A 19,137-nucleotide genomic window follows, 5' to 3' on the forward strand; every position below is an offset into this window, starting at 1 on the left:
TCGCGCGATGCGCGGGTACGGCGGTAGTGGTCGACCGACTTCGAGAGGTGCTTGCTGTCCCGGCCGCTGCGGATCAGTGCGGTGAGAGCAGGCAGAGTGTCGCGCGCCGAGCCGACCAGTGGCAGGTCCACGCGGGTGCGGCGACCGATCTGGCGACCGCGGATGTCGAGTTGGATGACGTACGCGTCCGATGGCAGGAACTGCGGATACGGAAAGTCAGTGCCGACCATCACGAGGGTGTCGCAGTGTTCCACGGCGCGGTATCCGGAGGAGAATCCGAGGAGCCCTGTCATGCCGACGTCGTACGGGTTGTCGTATTCGACGAACTCTTTGCCGCGCAGCGCATGCACGATCGGTGCCTGCAGGCTGTCCGCGAGTGCGACCAGCTCGTCGTGCGAACCCTGAACTCCTGCGCCCGCAAGAACCGTCACCCGCTCGGACTCGTTGAGGCGTGCGGCCGCGACCGCGAGCGACTCGTCGCTCGGTCGGGCCACCGTGTCCGTCGCGCGGATCCGGGTGACCCGCGCGGGCCGATCGATGGCGGAGAGGAACAACTCGCCGGGAATCACCAGCACCGACACCCCGCCTTCTTCCACGGCGGTGCGGATCGCGATGTCGAGCACATACGGCAGCTGGTCGACGGTGGTGATCGTCTCGCAGTACGAACTGCATTCGGCGAAGACGCTCTCGGGGTGCGTCTCCTGAAAATAGCCGGTGCCCACCATCGACCCTGGAATCTGCGCGGCGATCGCCAGCACCGGGACCCGTGACCGGTGGGCATCGTACAAGCCGTTGATCAAGTGGAGGTTGCCAGGGCCGCAACTGCCCGCGCAGACCGCGAGCGAACCGGTCATCGCGGCTTCGGCCGACGCTGCGAATGCCGCAGCTTCTTCGTGGCGAACGTGCTGCCATGCGACGCGCGGGTGTTCGCGCAGCGAGTCGGTGAAACCGTTGAGCGAGTCTCCGGGGATGCCGTACACCCGCTCCACACCTGCGGCTTCGACGGTCTCGACGATGAGGTCAGCGACGGTGTAGCTCATGACATCTCACGGTACGCCGACTGTCTCGTCTCGACAGGGGATGCGCGGTTACTCCAGCAGGCCGCGGACATCGGCGGCGGTGACCTTGCCCGAGAAGGCCGCGCCGTCGTCGATGAGGGCGTTGAACAGTTCGCGCTTGCGCTCCTGCAGGTCGATGACCTTTTCCTCGATCGTGCCGGTCGACACCATGCGGTAGACGGTGACGGCACGGTGCTGGCCGATGCGGTGGGCGCGATCGACGGCCTGCGCTTCGGCTGCCGGGTTCCACCACGGGTCGGTCATGAAGCAGTAGTCGGCCGCCGTCAGGTTGAGTCCGAAACCGCCTGCCTTCAAGCTGATCAGAAACGCGCCGGTGTGCCCAGCCGTGAACTGCTCGATCTGCTCGGCTCGCTTGGCTGCCGACATCGTGCCGTCGAGGTAGCTGTACTCGACGCCGTCTTTCTCGAACTGAGCGGCGACGAGTTTCAGGAACCCGGTGAAGCTGGAGAAGATGAGGGCGCTGTGCCCCTCTGCGGCCAGGATCGGGATCTGCTCGGACAGGTAGGCGATCTTCGCCGACTCCAGCCCGGCATGCTGCTCGTCGACGAGGCCCGGGTGCAGGCTGAGCTGACGCAGGCGGGTGAGGGCGCGCAGGATCTTGATCTGGTTGCCCTCCCAGTCGTCGAGGAGGCCGAGCATGTTCTGGCGCTCGCGGGCGAGGAACGTGTCGTAGATCTTGCGGTGGTCGTCGTTCAGGTCGAGGGGAAGCAGTTGCTCTTGCTTCTCGGGCAGGTCGGCGAGTACTTGAGCCTTGGTGCGGCGCAACATGATCGGTCGCAGGCGTCGTCGTAGGACGGCGAGCCGCTCGGGCTCGGAACCCTTTTCGATCGGGTCGGCGAAGTGTTCGTTGAAGGTCTTCGGCGAGCTGTACAGTCCTGGCGCGACGATCGAGACCAGGGACCACAGCTCCATAACGCGGTTCTCCAACGGGGTGCCGGTGATGGCGAGCTTGAACGCGGCAGGCAGACGTCGAGCCGCCTGGTGGGTCTTGGACGTCCGGTTCTTCACGAACTGCGCCTCATCGAGGACCATGCCCGACCACGTGATGTCCTCGAACGCTTCGTAATCGATCCGCAGCAGCGCGTACGACGTCACGACGATCTGCGCGTCTGCGATCTGTTCGGACAGGGAGATCCCCGCGCGCTTCTCGGTGGAACCGACGACTACGACCCGCAGATCGGGGACGAACCGTCGGACCTCGGCCGCCCAGTTGCCGACGACGGAGGTCGGCGCGACCACCAGGAAGCGAGCGATCGGATCGTCGTCGACGACGTGTTGGAAGAGTGCGAGAGTCTGCAAGGTCTTGCCGAGTCCCATGTCGTCGGCCAGGATGCCGCCGAGTCCGTTGTCCCACAAGAACGTAAGCCAATCGAGACCGTCCTGCTGGTAGCTTCGCAGGTCGGCGTCCAACCTGTCGGGTGGTGTCACCGGGGCAGGCGGTTTGGCGACCGCGAGCCGAGCGAGTCGATCGCGCCAGTTCGCGAGCTGATCGTCGACCACGCCGAGTTCGAGCAGTTCCTCCCACAGCGTGACGTTCAACGTCGACGCCGAGACGCCGTCACTGGTGAGGTCCCCGAGTTCGCGAGCCTCGGTGAGACGGTCGCGCAGCGTCGTCAGTTCTGGGGTGTCGAGCGGGAAGTAGGTGTCGTCGGACAGCAGCATGTGTGTCTCGCCGCGTGCGAGCGCAGCGATGATGTCGGCGATCGGGACCTGGTGGCCGTCGACGTCGAGCGCGATCGACAGGTCGAACCAGTCGGTGGTCGCGTCGCCACCGAAGCGGAGAACCGGCGCTTGGTCCGGGCGGCGGTAGTCGGGCTGCTCGCCGATCACCTCGACGCGAACGTTGCCGCCCTCGACGAGGTCGGGAAGCACTTCGCCGGACAGGACGGCGGCCTCGACGGGGTCGAGGGACCAGTCGCGTAGGAAGTGATTGACCGGGAGGAAGTCTGCGGTCTCCGCGACGGTGTTCGCCTCGGCGAGTCGTCGGCGTAGGTCGACGAGTTTGGTGGCTTCGTCCGGTCTGGGTGCCTGGTAGACGCGTCGCATGAGGTGCTCGGCGGTCTCGTCGAACCATTCCCCGTAGACCTGGGCGACGTCCGCGAGCTCCGGGACGAGCGATTTCCACATCCTCTGCTCGTCCTTGCGGCGCCGGACCCGGCGGGGATTCGAATGGTCGTCGGGTGCTCCGCGGATCGACTCGCCTTCAGCGATGTACTCGGCCTCCCAGCGTGTGGTGGCTCCGTACCCGGAATAGTCGACGACCAGTACCGGGTGCGGCCCGTCGACGTCGTCGGGAGGGAAGACGTCGTCCCCGAACGTCACGGTCCGGTCGGCGATGAGGGCGGGGAGGGCCGCCCGGAAGTCTTCGACGTCGGTCGCCGGGACGGAGAGCTTGTTCGATGTGGTGAGCAGCATCATCTCCGAAGGAGTGAGTTCGCTCAGCGGACCGAGACTCAAGTGACGGTCGACGAGGACGGCGACTCCGTGGGTGCGCGGAGAACCGATCAGGTGAAGGCGGTCGGGGAGTACGGGCTGCCCGTCGACGACGACGGCGACACTGACGTCGAGATGGCTCTGGACGCGTTCGATGTGCAGGCTCGTCGTGATCGCGGAGTCGTATGCGACGGTCTGCGGCTGTCCCCAGCCGCCCCGGCCGACGAACTCGATGCCGACCTCTGCGGCTTGAGACAGGAGCGGCCAGAGGCGGGCGGGCGCCGACGAGACGGGCAGTGTGTCGGGCGGCGTCGACCGCTGTGTACGTGCGGCGAGCACGCCGCCGATCTCGACGAGGAGGGCGAGTGCTGTCGGGTCGTGGTTGTCGCCGGGCCGGTTGGTGGTCAGCAGCGATCGCCATGTGACGCGCGAGGCGATCCACTTGCCGCGGGCTCCGTGCGTCATCGGGCGCGCGTACACACGACGGTGGCCGCGGGAGTCGAGATCGAATGAGAACTGAAGTGCGAGCGGCAGTTCCGGACCGCGGTCGGTCGGAGCCTCGGCGGACGCCTTCGGCGAGGTGATCTCGTCGACGAGCGTCCGCCACCGGCTGAGTTCGAGGGCGCTCGCGGGCGGTTTCGGCGGCTGCGCTTCCGTTGCGAGCGCCGCCTGTGGCGTCGGCTTACCGGTGTCGGTCGCCGTCACGACGAGGGCGACGCAATGCTTGCAGAACGTGTTGACCGGGCATGTGCAGCGGGCGGAGACCTGCGCGCGCGGACCCTTGAACTCAGCTTTCACCGTGCAGCGGTACGTCTGTCCGTGACTGCCCTCGGAATGTCCGGACAGCGTGTGGCCCGACCACTCGATTCCGTGCACGAGACCCGACTCCGCGTAGCTCCGACCCCGCGACAGACTTCCCTTGTCGAAGAACGTCAAAATCTGGGCGGTCTGCTGGGGGTTCCACGGGGCGGCGGGCATCGTTGTTCAGCCTATGGCATCGTCTCGGCAGTGCTCTGCCGCCATCGCATGGGACCAGGTGAGGTTCAGTGGCGTGCGAGGATCCCCGATCTGATCTGCCCTGCTCGGACGAGTGCGCAGGCTGCGGCGCAGGCGGCGATCACGAGGAGTGGCCCGACGATGCCGACGGAGGGTTCGACGGCGCGCAGCAGGAGCGGCAAACCGAACCCGAGGTAGGTGCCAACGTAGTAGACGCCGGTCGCGAGGCCGCGTCGCTCCGGAGGTGTGTACTCCTCGACGTCGAGGAGCCCTTCGCGGAGGCACAGCCCGTACCCTGCGCCGAGGAGGATCGACGCGATGAGGAACGCGATCGGTGCCGGGTCTGATCCGCCGACCGCGACGACCACGAAGCCTGTCGCCGCGAGGAGTGCGCCCGCGATCCCGGCTGGCGGCCCCCACGATCCTCGCCGCGCGAGCGCCTGACTGACCACGCCGGAGCCGAGCGCCAGAACCGCGGCGACCCCCGGCACCCACGGCCCGGAGAAATCGGTCATGCGGCCTGCCATCGTGACCACCGACGTCGCTACCGCCGAGAACACCCAGAACGACATCGGGAGGCTGGTGGCGAGCGCTCGGAACAGTGACTTGTCCGATCGGGCGGCCGGCACGTCGCCGCACTCGAGTGGGGCGTCCTCCTGTGCGGGTGAAGCGGGTGACGCGGATCGAGGGGTCGAGACTCCGAACCCGGCAGCGACTGCTGCCAACGATGCGACGACGGTGACGATGAACGGTGCGATCAGTGCCGCTCCGTCGGTGAACTGGGCGATCAGGCCGGAGGCGAACGGGCCGATGGCGAATCCGCAAGTGAGAGTCAGGCCGGCGAGTACGGTTCCGCGGACGCCGCCGACATCAGCGGACCAGGCTGTGCCTGCACTGACCGCGAGGCCCACTCCGAGGCCGACGACGAACCGACCGACGAACACCCCGGGCTCGGTGTGCCAGATCAGCATGAGCAGATTTCCGAGTGCCGCGCCCGTCGCGCCCGTGAGCACCACGGGACGTCGTCCGATGCGGTCGGACAGTCCGCCGCCGGTGAGTAGTCCGGGTAGGAGTCCGATCGCATAGATCGCGAACGCTCCTTCGAGGGCCGCGTCGGAGATGTGCTCATCGTCATGGAGGACGGGCATCATCGCGACGAAATGATTGGTGGCCCAACCGGCCGTGAACAGCAGTGCCAGGACGATTAGCACGTCGCGGCGAGATGTGTTCTGTTCAGTGGTCGTGGCGGACTGGCTGTGTGTCACGCCTTTTCCAGTGCTGCCAGTGCTTGTTTTGCGGCTGCCAGTTCGCGACTGAGTTCTTCGACGCGGCGTTGGGCCTCTTCGTGAGCGGCACTCAATACCGATGTGACGGCGTCGCGGGTGGTGGCGTCACCGAGTTCTCGGACGGCGGCGTTGACTGCCTCGGGTGTGACGGGCCGCGATCGGGGCGGTTTCTTGGCTCCGCGAGTCATCGAGACGAACCAGTCGTTGTCGGTGGTGCCGTAGACGGTCACGGTGACCGACTGCGTCGATTTCTTCGGGGTCGCCTTCTTCGGTGTGCGCTTGACAGCAGGGCGGGGTGTGGCTTCCGGCCCGCTCGACGGCGGGACCGACGCAGAGGACGCCGACGCAGGTTTCGGAGCAGGCGCCGCGGCCTTACGGGGCGCCGCTTTACGCTGCGGAGCCTTCCTGGCTGGTTCGGGTGTGGGGGGCGCGTCCTTCGTGATCCGCAATTCGTCTGCCTCGTAGGGGAGTTCGTCGTCGACGCCTCGTGGACTCACAGTGACTGTCGTGTCGGCGATCGATACGACCTTCGCGGAGCTTCCCTCCTCGAGGCCGAGGCTGGGTACGGCTTCGCGAAGGTAGACGGTGGCTCGGCGTCCGTCGGCCAACGCGGTGGCCAGTTTGGTGAGGTCGTCGGGTGTCAACGACTCGGCCACAGGGGTCGAGCGGCGGCGCGGAGGCATGGGCGGGTCCTTCTGGTCAGTTCCGTTGCTCACGCCATTTTCGCATACCGGAGTGACAGTTTCGCACGGGTGTGCGAACGGTCAGGAGTCGCTGTACATCTCCCAGAACCGAGCGCGGAGGCGGTATCGGACGCCGTCGTCGAGGTCGTACATGCCGAGGGCGTCGGACGCGTCGAGCAGCATCGCGCGGTCGATGTCTCGGGGAATTGACGGCTTGTCCCGTTCGAGCGTCGCCATCGTCTCCGGCGTCGCGCTTTCGCGGAACGAGGAGAGGACGCGCGCTACTACGCCGTCGACGACCTCGTCGCTGAGTTCCGCGTCGTATCCGGGCATGACGTGTCCGGCCGAGCCGGTCGACGAACTGTACGCGAGGATCTCTCGGGGTTCGGGCCCAGGCTCGGGTGCCTGACGGACGGCTGCCGCGACGTCGAGCGGAGTCTTCGTCGCTGGACGGCCGGGCTTCGGCCCGGGCTTAGGCGTCGGAGCCGGAGGTACCGCTGCCGCGGCGGGCAGGGGTTCGTCGACACACGGCACCGGCGGTTGCTCGATCTTGACGACGGCGTTGTCGATCGCCGCGCCGTCGACGGTGTGGATGTCGTCTGCCGCGCGAATGAGGTGTCGGCTGACGCCGTGGGGTCGGCCTTCGAGGTTCGGGACGGCAAGCAGGCTGACGAGGATGCCGTGGACCTGGGACTCCTCGACGGCCTCGGTCAGATCGTCGTCGCCGGAGAGAACGAAGAACACGTCCGATGCGTCGTTACGGGCGTGCGTCACGAGGTCGAGGCCGATGCGGAGATCGACGCCCTTCTGCTCGCCATCCATTCCGAAGCGGCCGAGCCGGAGTTTGACGCGCGGGATCTCGCCGATCCGCTCCTGCCGGGCATCGGGGACGCCGTTGCGCGCCGAGTCGTACCAGTGGACCCGCAGCAACGGCAGCCCGGACAGTTCTTGCGCGGTGTCGATGAGGGAACTGATGAGCTTCACGTATTCGACGTGGATGCCGCTGCGGAGCGACGTTCCGGTGACCCGCGTCGCGGCGGCGGCGAGGAGGTAACCGGCGTCGATGTACAGGGCGCATGTCGATCGCATGGCGTTCACTGTGTCACGGTGCGGATGCCGAATCGGGGACTTCGGTGAGTCGCCGCCGCGTGTGTGACTCTCACGTAAGGTTCGGTGTCGATCGAGGCGGGACATGCGGATAGGTGGCGTCTACGCCGGTGCTCACCTGCCCTGTCCACGGGTGAGCGCGTCGGCGAATCGGACGAGGTCGTCGGTGGTAGACGGACGCCCGTCAGTGACGGGCCATCCGTGGACGTCGGCCTGCCAGGTCGTCGGGATCGCTGCCTGACCCCACCGCGCGCCAAGTAATGTGCCGGTGATCGCGGCGACGGTGTCGGTGTCGTCGCCGATGCGGATCGCGGTGAACAGTCCGCCCCGAAAATGGTCTGCGCCGTCGCCAGTCGCGTGCAGAATGGACGACGCGGCCGCCTGCAGTGCGGTGACGGTATAGCCGTTCGGTGTGAACGTCTTCGGATCGTTCTCGCGCGCCTCATCGAGTCGGCGCATCCAGACATCGCGACGCTCCGCTGGGAGCAGGTCGACGCCGGTGTAGACGTCGGTCCGTGACTCGACGATCGCGATTCGAACTGCTTCGCACCACAGGACGCACGCGTCTTCGGCATCGTCGTCGGAATGTGTCAACGCGGCGACTGCTGAGGCAGCCTGCGCCAATGTATCTCGGTCGTTGAGGTGCGCGAGAGCAACAGGCGCCGTGCGCATCAGGGCGCCGTTTCCGCCAGTCCTCGTGCCACTCTGGCGCAGCGCGGTCGACATCCGCAGCATGGTCTGGCCGATCGACTCTGTCGCCGATCGGTGCCGAAGTGAATCGCTCAGGACGCGGCGCGTCTGGTTCCCGACATCCGGCGGGTCGGACGCGAACCACTCGAGAAATCCGTCGGCGACTTCGTCGAGCGCTGTCTGGGTCAACAGCGTGCCGTGGTGCGCTCCTGCGCGAGCCACGCTCATCATCATGGCTGTGTCGTCGCTCCACTCGCCAGGCTCGAAGTCGCCGAGGCCGCCGCCCTTCATCACGGGCTCCGTCGTAGACGACAGGGCAGGCTCGAACTCGTACGGGACACCCAGTGCGTCGCCGACCGCTGAACCGAGGAGCGCACCGCGCGCACGGTCGCGTTGTTCGGGGGTGAGTACAGTCATATCGGCCTCCTGAGGGCCCGCGAGCGACTTGTTTGCGAGGACCATATCGCCGGGTACCAACAATTTCGTTCTGTACAGCGATCTTTCAGCTGATGTCCAGTGCGGTGAGAGCAAGCAGTGAAACGATCGACTCCATGAGAGCCAGAACCTACGAAGGACGAGCTCTGCACCGGCCCGACACGCCCATCGTCGATCAGGGTGCCGCCTTCGATTTGCAGACCTTGTCTAGTCGACGAAAAGTGTTGGCACTCATCGGCGCCGGCGGTGCGGCGGCGTTGCTCGCAGCATGTTCGAACAAGGCCGGTGACACCGCGTCGTCGGGGTCGTCGGCCGCGTCGTCCGGGACGAGCGCAGGCGAGATCCCCGACGAGACTGCGGGTCCGTACCCGGGCGACGGATCGAACGGCCCCGACGTGCTCGACCGGTCGGGCATCGTGCGCAGGGACATCACCTCCAGCCTGGGCGGCGGCGCGACAGCCGACGGCGCCCCGTTGACAGTGACCCTCGACGTCATCGACATCGCAGGCGGCGGCAAGCCGTTCGCCGGGGCCGCCGTCTACGTCTGGCATTGCAACGCGCAGGGCGAGTACTCGATGTACGGCGACGGCATCGAGAACGAGACCTTTCTGCGCGGCGTGCAGGTAGTCGACGACAAGGGTGCGGTGACGTTCACGACGATCGTCCCCGGCTGCTACATGGGCCGGTGGCCGCACATCCACTTCGAGGTGTACCCGAACGTCGCATCGATCACCGATCACACGAAGGCCATCGCGACGTCGCAGTTGGCGCTGCCGAAGAAGGTCTGCGATGCCGTCTACTCGCGCTCGACCTATTCGGGCTCGGCCCAGAACCTCAGTCAGATCACGTTGGCGAGCGACAACGTCTTCGGTGACGACGGCGGCAAGTCGCAGACGGCGTCGGTCACCGGCAACGCGGTGTCCGGATACGTCGCGAAACTTCCGGTCGGCGTCGACACCAAAACCGAGCCGCAGGCAGGTTCCGCGCCCGGTGGACCGGGCGGTCCTCCGGGCGGCGGGCGCGGCGGACCGCCTCCCGGAGGTCCAGGTAAACCAGGCGGCTCACCCCAGAACAGTCCGCAGGGATAGGGAGTCGTCCGTAGGGTAGTGCGGTATGGCACGAACAGTCGCAACCGCATCCTCCGTCGAACTAGCCGACCTCCTGGACTTCGTCCGCACACGTCATCAGATGGTCCTCCTCACGTCTCGCGGCGACGGCTCTCCCCAGATGTCACCTGTCACTGCGGGTGTCGACGCCGACGGCCGCATCGTGATCGCGACCTACCCGGGACGGGCCAAGACCGCCAACGCAAAGCGGAATCCACAGGTCAGCGTGTGCGTGCTGTCCGACAAGTTCGGTGAAGCGTGGGTGCAGGTGGACGGTACCGCCGACGTGCTCGACATGCCCGAAGTCGAGGACGGTCTCGTCGACTACTTCCGCAGCATCTCAGGCGAGCACTCGGACTGGGATGAGTATCGGGCGGCCATGCGCCTGCAGAACAAGTCGCTCATCCGCATCACGCCGACCCGCTGGGGCCCGATCGCCACCGGCGGTTTTCCCGCTGACGTCGTTGAGCGGTTGGACGCAGCCGACTAGTCGGCGAACGCGCCCCGACTCAGTCCGTTGTGCGTCGGCGAAATGCGCGCAGCGCGAACGGCGCGAAGATCGCGGTCAACGCCGCCGACCACAGCACCGTCGCCAGGATCGGGTGGTGCAGGGGGAACGCGGCGTCGGGGCCTGCGTGCGGACCGTTCCCCCAGAGCTGGCGCATTGCTTGAACCAGCGACGAGATGGGGTTCCACTCGGCGATCGCGCGCAGCCACGGAGCCATCGGCTCGGTGGGTACGAAGGCGTTCGACAGGAATGTCAAGGGAAACAGCGCGGTGAACATGAAGCCGTTCACCGCCTCAACCGAACGCAGCCAGGAACCGACGAGGATGCCGAACCAGATCATCGCGAAACCGAACACCAGCACCATCGCGAATCCTGCGATCGCCTCGAAAACCGAGGTGTGGATACGCCAGCCGATCGCCAGACCGGTCAGCGACATCACCACGATGCCGATCGAGGAGTGCAACAGTGACGCGATGGCGCGGCCGAGCAGATACGACGTCCGGTTGATCGGCAACGAGCGGAAGCGGTCGACGATGCCCTTGTCGACGTCGGAGGTGATGCCGTTCGAGACGACGAACGCCGTGAACACGATGGTCTGCCCCATGATGCCCGGCAGCAGGTATTCGCTGTAACTGCCGCCACCGGGAGTCGGCATTGCCGGACCGAAGACGAACGCGAACAGCACCACGAACATGATGGGTTGTGCGGTCACATCCGAGAGCATCTCCGGCATGCGCTTGGTGTGGATCAGGCTGCGCTTGACCATGATCGACGTCTGACGCCAGAGACTCGGCGGGTGGATCGCCAATCGCGGATCGGCGGTGGGCGCACTCATGCGCTCGCTCCTTCGGTATCGGAGTCGGGACCGGTGTCGACGTCGGGATCGGATGCGGACGGTTCGGCGCGGTGACCGGTGAGGCTGAGGAATACGTCGTCGAGGCTGGGACGGGACAGGCCGAGATCGTCGACGGCGATCCCGGACTCGTCGAGCAGGGCCGCGACGCGGGTGAGATCGGCCAGACCTCCAGCGGGCAGGGTCAGGGTTCGAGCGTGCGCGTCGACGAATACCTCGTCGGACACGCGATCGAGGAGTGCGCGCGCAGACGCGACGTCGGTTGCGTTGGTGATCGTCGCGACGAGGCTGGCCTCACCGGCCTGCTTCTTGAGTTCGAGCGGTGTGCCTTCGGCGATGATCCGGCCGGCATCGATGACCACGATGCGGTCGGCGAGCTGATCGGCCTCCTCCAGGTACTGGGTGGTGAGAACCAGCGTGGTTCCCGCAGCGACCAGCCCGCGCAGCACGTCCCACAGCTCGTTGCGGCTGTGGGGATCGAGACCGGTGGTCGGCTCGTCGAGAAACAGCACGGGGGGCGCGGCGATCAGACTGACGGCTAGATCGATCCGGCGGCGCATGCCGCCCGAGTACTCGCGGACCGTCTTGTTCCCGGCTTCGGTGAGTGAGAACTGCTCGAGGAGCTCATCGATTCGCTTCCGCAGCGACTTGCGGTCGATCCCATACAGGCTCCCAATCATCTGCATGTTCTCGCGCCCGGTGAGGAGTTCGTCGACGGTAGCGGCTTGTCCAGTGAGACCCATGCTGCGCCGCACGGCATCGGGATCGGTCTTCACATCGTATCCGCTGATGCGAGCCGTCCCCGAGGTCGGATCGCTGAGTGTGGTCATCATGCGGACGGCGGTCGTCTTGCCTGCGCCGTTCGGGCCGAGCATGCCAAGCACGGTCCCCGTCGGCACCGCGAAACTCACTCCGTCCACGGCGGTGAAATCGCCGAAGCGCTTCACTAGGTCGATGGCCTCGACCGCGATACCCGGTTCATGCAGCTCGTTCACCCGGATGACGCTACGGAAGCCGCACGACGACCGCCACCGGATTATCCGCGGTGTCTCGCATTACCAACCCGTATCCGGCCGAAAACTAGCCGCAAGTGTCGGAATGACTTTCCGCGTGGTGGGAATATGAGTCACGTAGAGGGCCGGTCCGGCCCTCAGCGCTTCTTGGTGCCGGGGAGGACGCCTGCGTCGATGACCTTCTTGACGAAGGGGCGAGTGCGCTCGACGAGGTCCGGGAGACTGTCGGGGAGGGAGCGGCCCGAGACGGCGTCGGTGCGGTCCTCGATCTCCTGGTAGAGCGCGAAACCGTCGGCGGTCAGTCGGGTCGAATCACCCGTGGATTCCAGCAGACCGCGCGAGGAGAGTCGTTCCACCGACTCCGACCAGTCGTCGTCCGACCAACCGCGCGTCAGTTGGAACAGCTTCTTGCCCAGGACTCGACGGTGAATCGACGGATCGGGAAGCTCGGACTCATGGAAGACGCCTGCGTCGATCCCGTCGAGACCGTGCGACACGAGTTCGGCGATGTGGTTGTCGCCGCGCCACTCTCGGACGATCGTCCACGTGCGCCACACCGCGAGATGAGGTGCGTCCGGGACATCCGTCGACGCCCACGCCGCGGCCAGCGGGCGCCCCGAGAACGGCAGCGTGTCCGCGACCGCTTGAAACTCGGGGATCAGGGGAGCGAGGAGTTCACAGTCGTCGCCCAAGATTGTGCGGAACTGCTCGTCGAGCATCTCGTACCGCCGCGCGTTGACCGCGTCGAGGCCGCGAGTCTGCGCGGCGTCCCACGCTGACGCGACCAATGCCGGGGAGAAGTTGTAGAACGTTGCTGCGACAACCGATCCCGGGGCGCCGGCGAGCGGTGCGCCGCGTCCACCGGTATAGAACGCGTAGCCGTCCAGGCCGAGTTCGTCCTGAGCCGGACCGATGCCCGGATTGAAGTAGGCGAGGACGTGAAAGGGCTCGAGGCTCTCGTAGGCGTGACGGGCTGCGGCGGTGCTATTGGTTCCCATGCCACCACTGTGCCAGCTCAGCGGCTCTCGCGTGCCCGCCTCGACTGTCGATACTGCTCGATCGTCAGACACTGCAACTGCGAGTAGCTGCCGCCGCGGTTCTCGACGTAGCCGACCGCCGACACGAACGGCTCGATCGTGTAGATCTTCGTCAACGGAGTGACGATGAGGAGTTGAAGCCCGAGCCTCGCGAACAGCGACAGCGCGTACCGTGCCGAATCGTCCGAGCCGCGGCCGAACGCCTCGTCGATCACGACGAACCGGAAGTCCCGTGACCGCGTTGCGCCCCACTTCAGATCGAACTGGTACGCGAGCGACGCGGCGAGGATCGTATAGGCGAGCTTCTCCTTCTGGCCGCCCGACTTACCGTCGGAGTCGGTGTAGTTCTCGTACTCCTCGTCGTCCTCGACATGGCGCTCGGACGCCGCGAACGTCACCCAGTTTCGGACGTCGGTGACCAGCGAAGTCCACCGCCGATCGACGTCGGCGAACCCTTCACGACCCCGGAAGCGTTCGACGATCGCCTTCACCAGGAGGAACTTCTCCTCCGTGTACTGCTGCTCCTGAGCCCCGATCTCCATCTCGCCGTCGCCACAGCGGCGCAGATCAGCGCGGAACTCCTTGATCTCTTGCGACTCACTCGAATTGACCTCGAGACGGATGTAGCGACCGGGGTTGTACTCAATACCTGACAGGGACTCGTTGATCGTGTCGATTTTGGAGTGGATGAGATGGACTTCTTTGTTGAGCTTCGCGGCGAAGATCGCGATATCACGGATCGCGTTGGTGTTCAGATAGTCCTTGAACTCGCCCTCGAATCGCGGCAGGTCGTCCTCGGACAGTCGGCGGTTCAGTTCGCGGTACTCGTCTGCAGACGCGATGTCGGCGTCGAACTCAGTCGTCAGAATCGGGTTGTCTCGGTTGAACTCCGACATCCGATTCACCACGCGCGTCTCGAACGTGCCGGCCCGCGATGTGTGCTGCTCGGATGCGTCGGTCAGCGACTGGGTGAGAGTCGCCTCCAGCTCGGTGCACATCTCGACGGTCAGTTCGACGTCGCCGATCGACTCGGTGATCGCGTCGAAATGTGTCGACGCGTCCTGCGATCCCGGCTCGGCCGCCAGATGCCGGGCCGCGTCGCGAGTCTGCTCGCCCTGCGTCCGCGACATCTCGAGTCGAGACACTTTGTCGCGCAGGCCGTCACGGGTCGCGTCGGCGACCGATAACTGGTCGCGCGTGGACGCAACGAATTCGGTCACCTCAGCCAACTCGTCCGACGAGTGCTCCAGGTCGGTCTTGCGCTCAGTCATTTCGGAGATGCGGCCGGCCACCGACTCCCAGTCGACGGTGTCGAAGCTCTGATACGTCTCCAACCCGGTGAGCGCATTGCGCCGATTCATCAGCCGACGTCGAGAGTCCTCCAACTCTTCGATGTCGCCGTCGATCCGGTTCAGATCGTCCTGGACCCGTTGGCCCGCGGTGAACAGCGCCGTGACTTTCTGCTCGTTGCTCCAGCCGAGCACATAGTTGCGGCGGTCGTCGACGCGCTGTGAATCGTCCTTCTCGTGGCGACCGCCGCCCGACCGCACCTGACCGGAGGCAGTGACGGCGTAGTCGGCGTTCCGGAAGTCGTCGAGCGTCTCGGCGCAGATGTGGCGGGCTCGCTCGAACAGTCGGCGTTCGAGCCACTCGTAAAAGGGACCCTCTTTGACGTCGAGCTTGTGGACGAGCGCGTTGGATGGCGGAGTGGCCGTGGTCTTGGGGGAAAGACGTTCGGGCACTTTGAAGTACACGAGCCGACCGCCGAGATGGTTGGCGTCGATCCACGCCGACACCTCGTCGTACAGATCGGCCGACACCAGGAGCGACAGCCCGAACCCGCGGAGCACTCGCTCGGCTGCACCCTCCCAACGGCTCTCGTCAGGCCGGACGCCGATCAGTTCGCCGACGAACGGCAGTTCGTCATGCGAGCGGCCGACGCCTGCGCAGATTAGTTCGCGCATCCGCAGGTTGCGTTCCGGAATGTTGCTGGTCCGACCGCGCAGACTCGCGATCTCGCCGGCCACCCGGCGTCCCTCGCCATCGATCTGGCGTCGGTCGACGACGAGTTCGGTGATGCCATTCGCGACGTCGGCGATCTCCGCATCGAGCGCGTCGACGGCGTCCGTGATCTCGCTGCGCCGCTGCTCGAACTGGCCGCGGTCGGCGACCGGCGCCAGCCCCGAGTCTTCGAGAAGCGTCGTGTACCTCTCGTACGCGCCTGCGCGCTCGTCTCGTTGACGTTGCGCTTCGGCGATCTGAGCCTCCAACGCGGCGATGTCGTTGCCGCCCAGCCCTGCTTGCCGAAGCTCCAACTCGCGCAAGGCGATCCGGAGGTCGGCGATGTCTCGGTCGATCTCCTCCAACGCACTGCGCGTCGCGGCCAGTTCGCGATTGGACTCGGCCAGATCGGATTCCAGGAGTTCGGAGCGTCGGCTCGCGAAATAGAAGCGGAGCGCGCCACGTCGCTGCCGCATCTCGGCGGCCATCTCGGTGTGACTCGTGTACTTGTCGTAGTCGGCCAACAACGGTGCGAGATCAGTGAGTTGGCGGCGCGCGAGGACCACGGCGTCGTGCGCTGCCGTCAGATCCTCGAAGTGGGCGACCATCGTGTCGACCCACCCGGTGGAGTCGAACGGTTCGAGCATGTGGTCGCGGACGAAGTCGTTGAGGTTGCCGACAGCCTTCATGGAGACGGTCTGATGGAACAACTCCATCGCCTGCTCCGACCGGACCGCCAGGCTGCGACGGTAGTCGCGTCCGTACTCCGGGAAGTGCTCGTGAATGCGAGTTCCGCTGTCCTTCAATCGTTTCCGTAACGCGCGCAGGTCGGTGCCAAAATCGGCGAAGTCCGAGGTGATGTCGAGTGCGCGGTCGGTGACGGTGAAGAATCGTTCAGGCTGGCCGCTGTCGTGGCGCATCGAGAAGACCTGCGCGAGCGTGACCGTCTCGTCGTAGCCCTCGTTGGTGAAGACACCGAGGATCACCGAGTAGTTCGACATCCCGCGCAGAGCTACGGGGCGCGACGCCCCGGACGAGTCGTTGCGCTCGGACTTGTAGTGGCCGAGCACGTAGGAGCGGAGGTCGCGTTCTCGCGACTCGGCGCCCGCAGCCTTGTTGTAGGCGATGCGGTGCGCAGGCATCAGCAGGGTGGTGAGAGCGTCGACGAGCGTCGACTTACCGGAGCCGATGTCGCCGGTCAGCAAGCCGTTCTCGCCCGCGAGATCGAGTGTCCAGACCCGCTGGTCGAACGTTCCCCAGTTGAAGACCTGAAACTTCTGCAGTCGAAAACCCGACCGGGCCGACTCGGTGTTCTCCAATTCCGTCGCGGCGAACAGCCCCGTCATCGCGTCTCCTCCCGTGCGATATCGGCGTACTCGGCCAGATGCGAATCGAGATCGGACAGCCACTGCGCGTCGACGAACGCTTTGATGACGCGGCGCACCTCGTACTCGCCGTCCTGCCCCGGCATACGGCGGAGAAAGCCGAGATCGGTGACGCGTCGTACCGCGGTATCGGTCTGATCGGCGGTGCGAGCCTCGTTCGTCGTCGCCGGATAGAACGGATCGAGCAGTTCGCGCAACTGGTCGCCGGTCAGGATCAGTCGGCTGCCCGCATCGGTCGTGTCGTGTTCGGCGAGCTTCTTGCGGAGCAGTGCGAGCAGTAGCGACGTGTGCAACGGCAACTGGTGACGGGCGACGAGGCGGGGGATCCCCGCCTCGGCGAGTTCGTCGTCGCTTCGGGAACGCAGGAACGCATAGCCTTCGGCCTCGTCGACGACGACCGCGAGCCCGAGCGTCGCCACGTAGTCGCTGACTTGCGCAGCCAATCCGACCACGTGCTGCCAGGTGGTCTCGGCCGAGTCGCGGTAGACGACGCCCTTCATCAGAGAAGTGACTGCCATCGACAGGCTGAGTTCGTCGCGGGGGACTGTACGGCTCATCGTGACTCCTGTGTCTCGATCGCGTCGATGCGATCGCCTGGGCCGGTCGTTCGGGGGCGTGAGTAGATGACGCGGGGGACGCGCGCGGTCCGGCGGGCGCCGAATTCGTCGGTCCAGGCGACGTGTTGGGTCGTGGCGTCGTCGAAGATCTTCGTGAAGCTCTCATCGGTGAGCGAGAGGTACGTGATCAGCTCGGCGAGCCCCTGCGACAGCGGGGACTCGGCGAGGACGTCGGCGAGAGTCACCTGATCGTGACGGCGCAGACGACGCCGGACCTCGTCGACGAGAGGAGCAGGATCGATGTGGATCTGCTCGAACAACGCATCGGAATCGCCTTCCGCCTCCCCGTATTCGATGTCGTCGCTCTCGATGTCGACGGTGGGCGCCCGGTGATAGAGGGGACGTTCCATCGGTAGTACGACGGTCGGTGCGGGGGAGTCGATCTCGTGGGAGAACTCGTCGGTGCGCCCGTCGCGGACCGAATACGCCGACGCTTCGATGCTGCGGAGCAGATCCATGACGCGCCGGTTCTCCAACCATGCCTGGTCGTCGAGGAACCGCCGGAGCTGTTCGGACAGGCGGCGGACGGTGTCTTGTGCGCGGGTTCCCGCATCGAGCCAGTCGTGGTGGATATTGGCCAGACGGTCGTCCGCGACGTCGGAGAACGCCTGAGTCTCCCGGACGAGTCGGTCGAGTTCGTCGAGGCGGTCCGCCGACAGCAGCAGGTCGTAGAACGCCTGAAAGCTGCGCCCCTGGTCGGAGTCGGTGATCATGGTGCGGCTGCTGACGATCTCGTCGAGGAGCTCGCCCTTGGTGCCGCGCCAGGTGGCGATCCGTTCGCGCATCTGCCGGTCCAATCCGCGGAAGTTCGCCTCGACCTCGCGGAAGTCCGACAGCAGGGCTCGCGACACCTCGCCGAACTGCTGGTACCGGTCCCGGCGTCGCGTGGTGTCGAGGACGCTCACCTCTCCGCGTTCGACGGCGTCGATCTCCGCGTCGATCTCGGCGCGGCGGCGGCGCAGCTCGGCCAGTCGGACCTGCGGATCGGTGTTCGTCCCGTACACGATCTGACGGAGGAGGTCGAAGACTGTGTTCAGGCGCGACTCGGTGCCGACGAAGTCACGCTCGCGCAAGGACTGAAGCCAGGCGACGGCCCTCTCGACAGCGGGTGTCGCGTCGTAGTGCGGCTCGTCGCTGTCAGTGACGTAGTACTTGCGGAGCCAACCGGCAGACGGCGCCGCCCATTCGTCGAGATACGCCTTCGGCGCTCGCGGATAGGTTCCTTCGCCCAGTCGCTGGTTGAGGCCGTACAACTCGTCGTCGAGCAGACTGATCAGACCCGACTCGGAGATCTCGCGGATGTTGTCGTCGACGAACACCCGGCCGAGGAACGACAAGACGAGCGGCGCGTTGTCCGCGCGCAGCAGCCTCCAGGCCGCGCTGGACTTCCGCACGGCGACGATCTCGTCGAATTGCACTGGGACAGGGTAACGAGTGACTCCGCGAGAGTCGTAGTCGCGGGCCGATCGGACAGCGTGGCGGCGGGTAGAGCGCCAGGTCAGTCGCGGTGCGCGACGATGTTGAGCAGGGTGCCGTCCGGGGCGCGGACGAAGAATCTCCGCACACCCCACTCCTCGGTGGTGAGCGGATAGACGATCTCGTATCCGAGCTCCTGCGCCTCGGCGTATGCGGCGACGACGTCGTCGGCGTGCACCGAGAGCGCCGAGTCAGCAGGAGCCGTCCGGTCCTCGGTGACGAGCTGCACGTGTGCGCCGGACTCGGCATCGGTGAAGCGAGCCACCCAACCCAAGTTGAACTCCTCGGTCTGCAGCCCGAGGAAGTCCTGGTAGAACGACTTCGCCTGCTCGATACCGTCGACTCGAATGTTGGTGCTGATCTTCTTGGCCTGCATACGCACAATGTAGGGCCGACACACGATTGAGGCCCGGTGCATCACGAAATGCACCG

The 19,137-nt window shown here is 66.0% G+C and carries 15 protein-coding genes; 2 read left to right on the top strand and 13 right to left on the bottom strand.

What is annotated here, in order from left to right; translation table 11 throughout:
• The 6 genes from ACTIMF_RS02095 to ACTIMF_RS02120 form a co-directional block, all read right to left on the bottom strand.
• Positions 1-1,040 (bottom strand): thiamine pyrophosphate-binding protein (locus tag ACTIMF_RS02095; protein ID WP_442348620.1); only part of this gene is annotated, 1,040 nt, incomplete at its 3' end.
• Between the two features lie 48 nt (positions 1,041-1,088).
• The gene (locus tag ACTIMF_RS02100) at positions 1,089-4,490 is read right to left on the bottom strand and encodes a DEAD/DEAH box helicase (protein ID WP_442348621.1); all 3,402 of its coding nucleotides are present in this window, start codon (positions 4,488-4,490) and stop codon (positions 1,089-1,091) included.
• Between the two features lie 65 nt (positions 4,491-4,555).
• Positions 4,556-5,773, bottom strand: coding sequence for an MFS transporter (locus ACTIMF_RS02105; protein ID WP_442348622.1), 1,218 nt, complete (start codon positions 5,771-5,773; stop codon positions 4,556-4,558).
• Positions 5,770-6,477 (bottom strand): DUF6319 family protein, encoded by a 708-nt coding sequence (locus ACTIMF_RS02110; RefSeq protein WP_442348781.1) that lies wholly within the window; start codon positions 6,475-6,477, stop codon positions 5,770-5,772. Before ACTIMF_RS02110 ends, ACTIMF_RS02105 begins: the two co-directional genes overlap by 4 nt.
• A gap of 81 nt (positions 6,478-6,558) precedes the next feature.
• Positions 6,559-7,566 carry an NYN domain-containing protein gene (locus ACTIMF_RS02115; protein ID WP_442348623.1) on the bottom strand — a complete coding sequence of 336 codons (1,008 nt, stop codon included), beginning with the start codon at positions 7,564-7,566 and terminating at the stop codon, positions 6,559-6,561.
• Between the two features lie 132 nt (positions 7,567-7,698).
• Positions 7,699-8,691, bottom strand: a complete 993-nt coding sequence (locus tag ACTIMF_RS02120) for an ADP-ribosylglycohydrolase family protein (RefSeq protein WP_442348624.1) — start codon at positions 8,689-8,691, stop codon at positions 7,699-7,701.
• A gap of 134 nt (positions 8,692-8,825) precedes the next feature.
• Here ACTIMF_RS02120 and ACTIMF_RS02125 point away from each other — a divergent pair, with 134 nt between their 5' ends.
• Both ACTIMF_RS02125 and ACTIMF_RS02130 read left to right on the top strand, forming a co-directional pair.
• Positions 8,826-9,797, top strand: a complete 972-nt coding sequence (locus ACTIMF_RS02125; RefSeq protein WP_442348625.1) for an intradiol ring-cleavage dioxygenase — start codon at positions 8,826-8,828, stop codon at positions 9,795-9,797.
• A gap of 25 nt (positions 9,798-9,822) precedes the next feature.
• Complete coding sequence (locus ACTIMF_RS02130; RefSeq protein WP_442348626.1) at positions 9,823-10,305, top strand: PPOX class F420-dependent oxidoreductase; 483 nt, start codon at positions 9,823-9,825, stop codon at positions 10,303-10,305.
• 19 nt (positions 10,306-10,324) lie between these two features.
• Here ACTIMF_RS02130 and ACTIMF_RS02135 read toward each other — a convergent pair whose 3' ends face one another.
• The 7 genes from ACTIMF_RS02135 to ACTIMF_RS02165 form a co-directional block, all read right to left on the bottom strand.
• A complete protein-coding gene (locus ACTIMF_RS02135) occupies positions 10,325-11,158 on the bottom strand; it encodes an ABC transporter permease (protein ID WP_442348627.1) in 834 nt (277 codons plus the stop codon).
• Positions 11,155-12,171: an ATP-binding cassette domain-containing protein gene (locus ACTIMF_RS02140; RefSeq protein WP_442348628.1), complete on the bottom strand. Its 1,017-nt coding sequence runs from the start codon at positions 12,169-12,171 to the stop codon at positions 11,155-11,157. Before ACTIMF_RS02140 ends, ACTIMF_RS02135 begins: the two co-directional genes overlap by 4 nt.
• 155 nt (positions 12,172-12,326) lie before the next feature.
• A complete protein-coding gene (locus ACTIMF_RS02145) occupies positions 12,327-13,187 on the bottom strand; it encodes an SCO6745 family protein (RefSeq protein ID WP_442348629.1) in 861 nt (286 codons plus the stop codon).
• 17 nt (positions 13,188-13,204) lie between these two features.
• A complete protein-coding gene (locus ACTIMF_RS02150) occupies positions 13,205-16,573 on the bottom strand; it encodes an ATP-binding protein (RefSeq protein ID WP_442348630.1) in 3,369 nt (1,122 codons plus the stop codon).
• On the bottom strand, positions 16,570-17,169 hold the full coding sequence (locus ACTIMF_RS02155) for a DUF4194 domain-containing protein (RefSeq protein WP_442348631.1): 600 nt from the start codon (positions 17,167-17,169) through the stop codon (positions 16,570-16,572). The genes ACTIMF_RS02150 and ACTIMF_RS02155 overlap by 4 nt, the downstream gene beginning before the upstream one ends.
• The gene (locus tag ACTIMF_RS02160; RefSeq protein ID WP_442348632.1) at positions 17,166-18,647 is read right to left on the bottom strand and encodes a DUF3375 domain-containing protein; all 1,482 of its coding nucleotides are present in this window, start codon (positions 18,645-18,647) and stop codon (positions 17,166-17,168) included. The genes ACTIMF_RS02155 and ACTIMF_RS02160 overlap by 4 nt, the downstream gene beginning before the upstream one ends.
• A gap of 80 nt (positions 18,648-18,727) precedes the next feature.
• Positions 18,728-19,081, bottom strand: coding sequence for a VOC family protein (locus tag ACTIMF_RS02165; protein WP_442348633.1), 354 nt, complete (start codon positions 19,079-19,081; stop codon positions 18,728-18,730).
• Between the last annotated feature and the right edge of the window lie 56 nt (positions 19,082-19,137).

Origin of the sequence: Gordonia sp. (in: high G+C Gram-positive bacteria) (assembly GCF_052106715.1) — a bacterium.
Taxonomy (GTDB): Bacteria; Actinomycetota; Actinomycetes; order Mycobacteriales; family Mycobacteriaceae; genus Gordonia.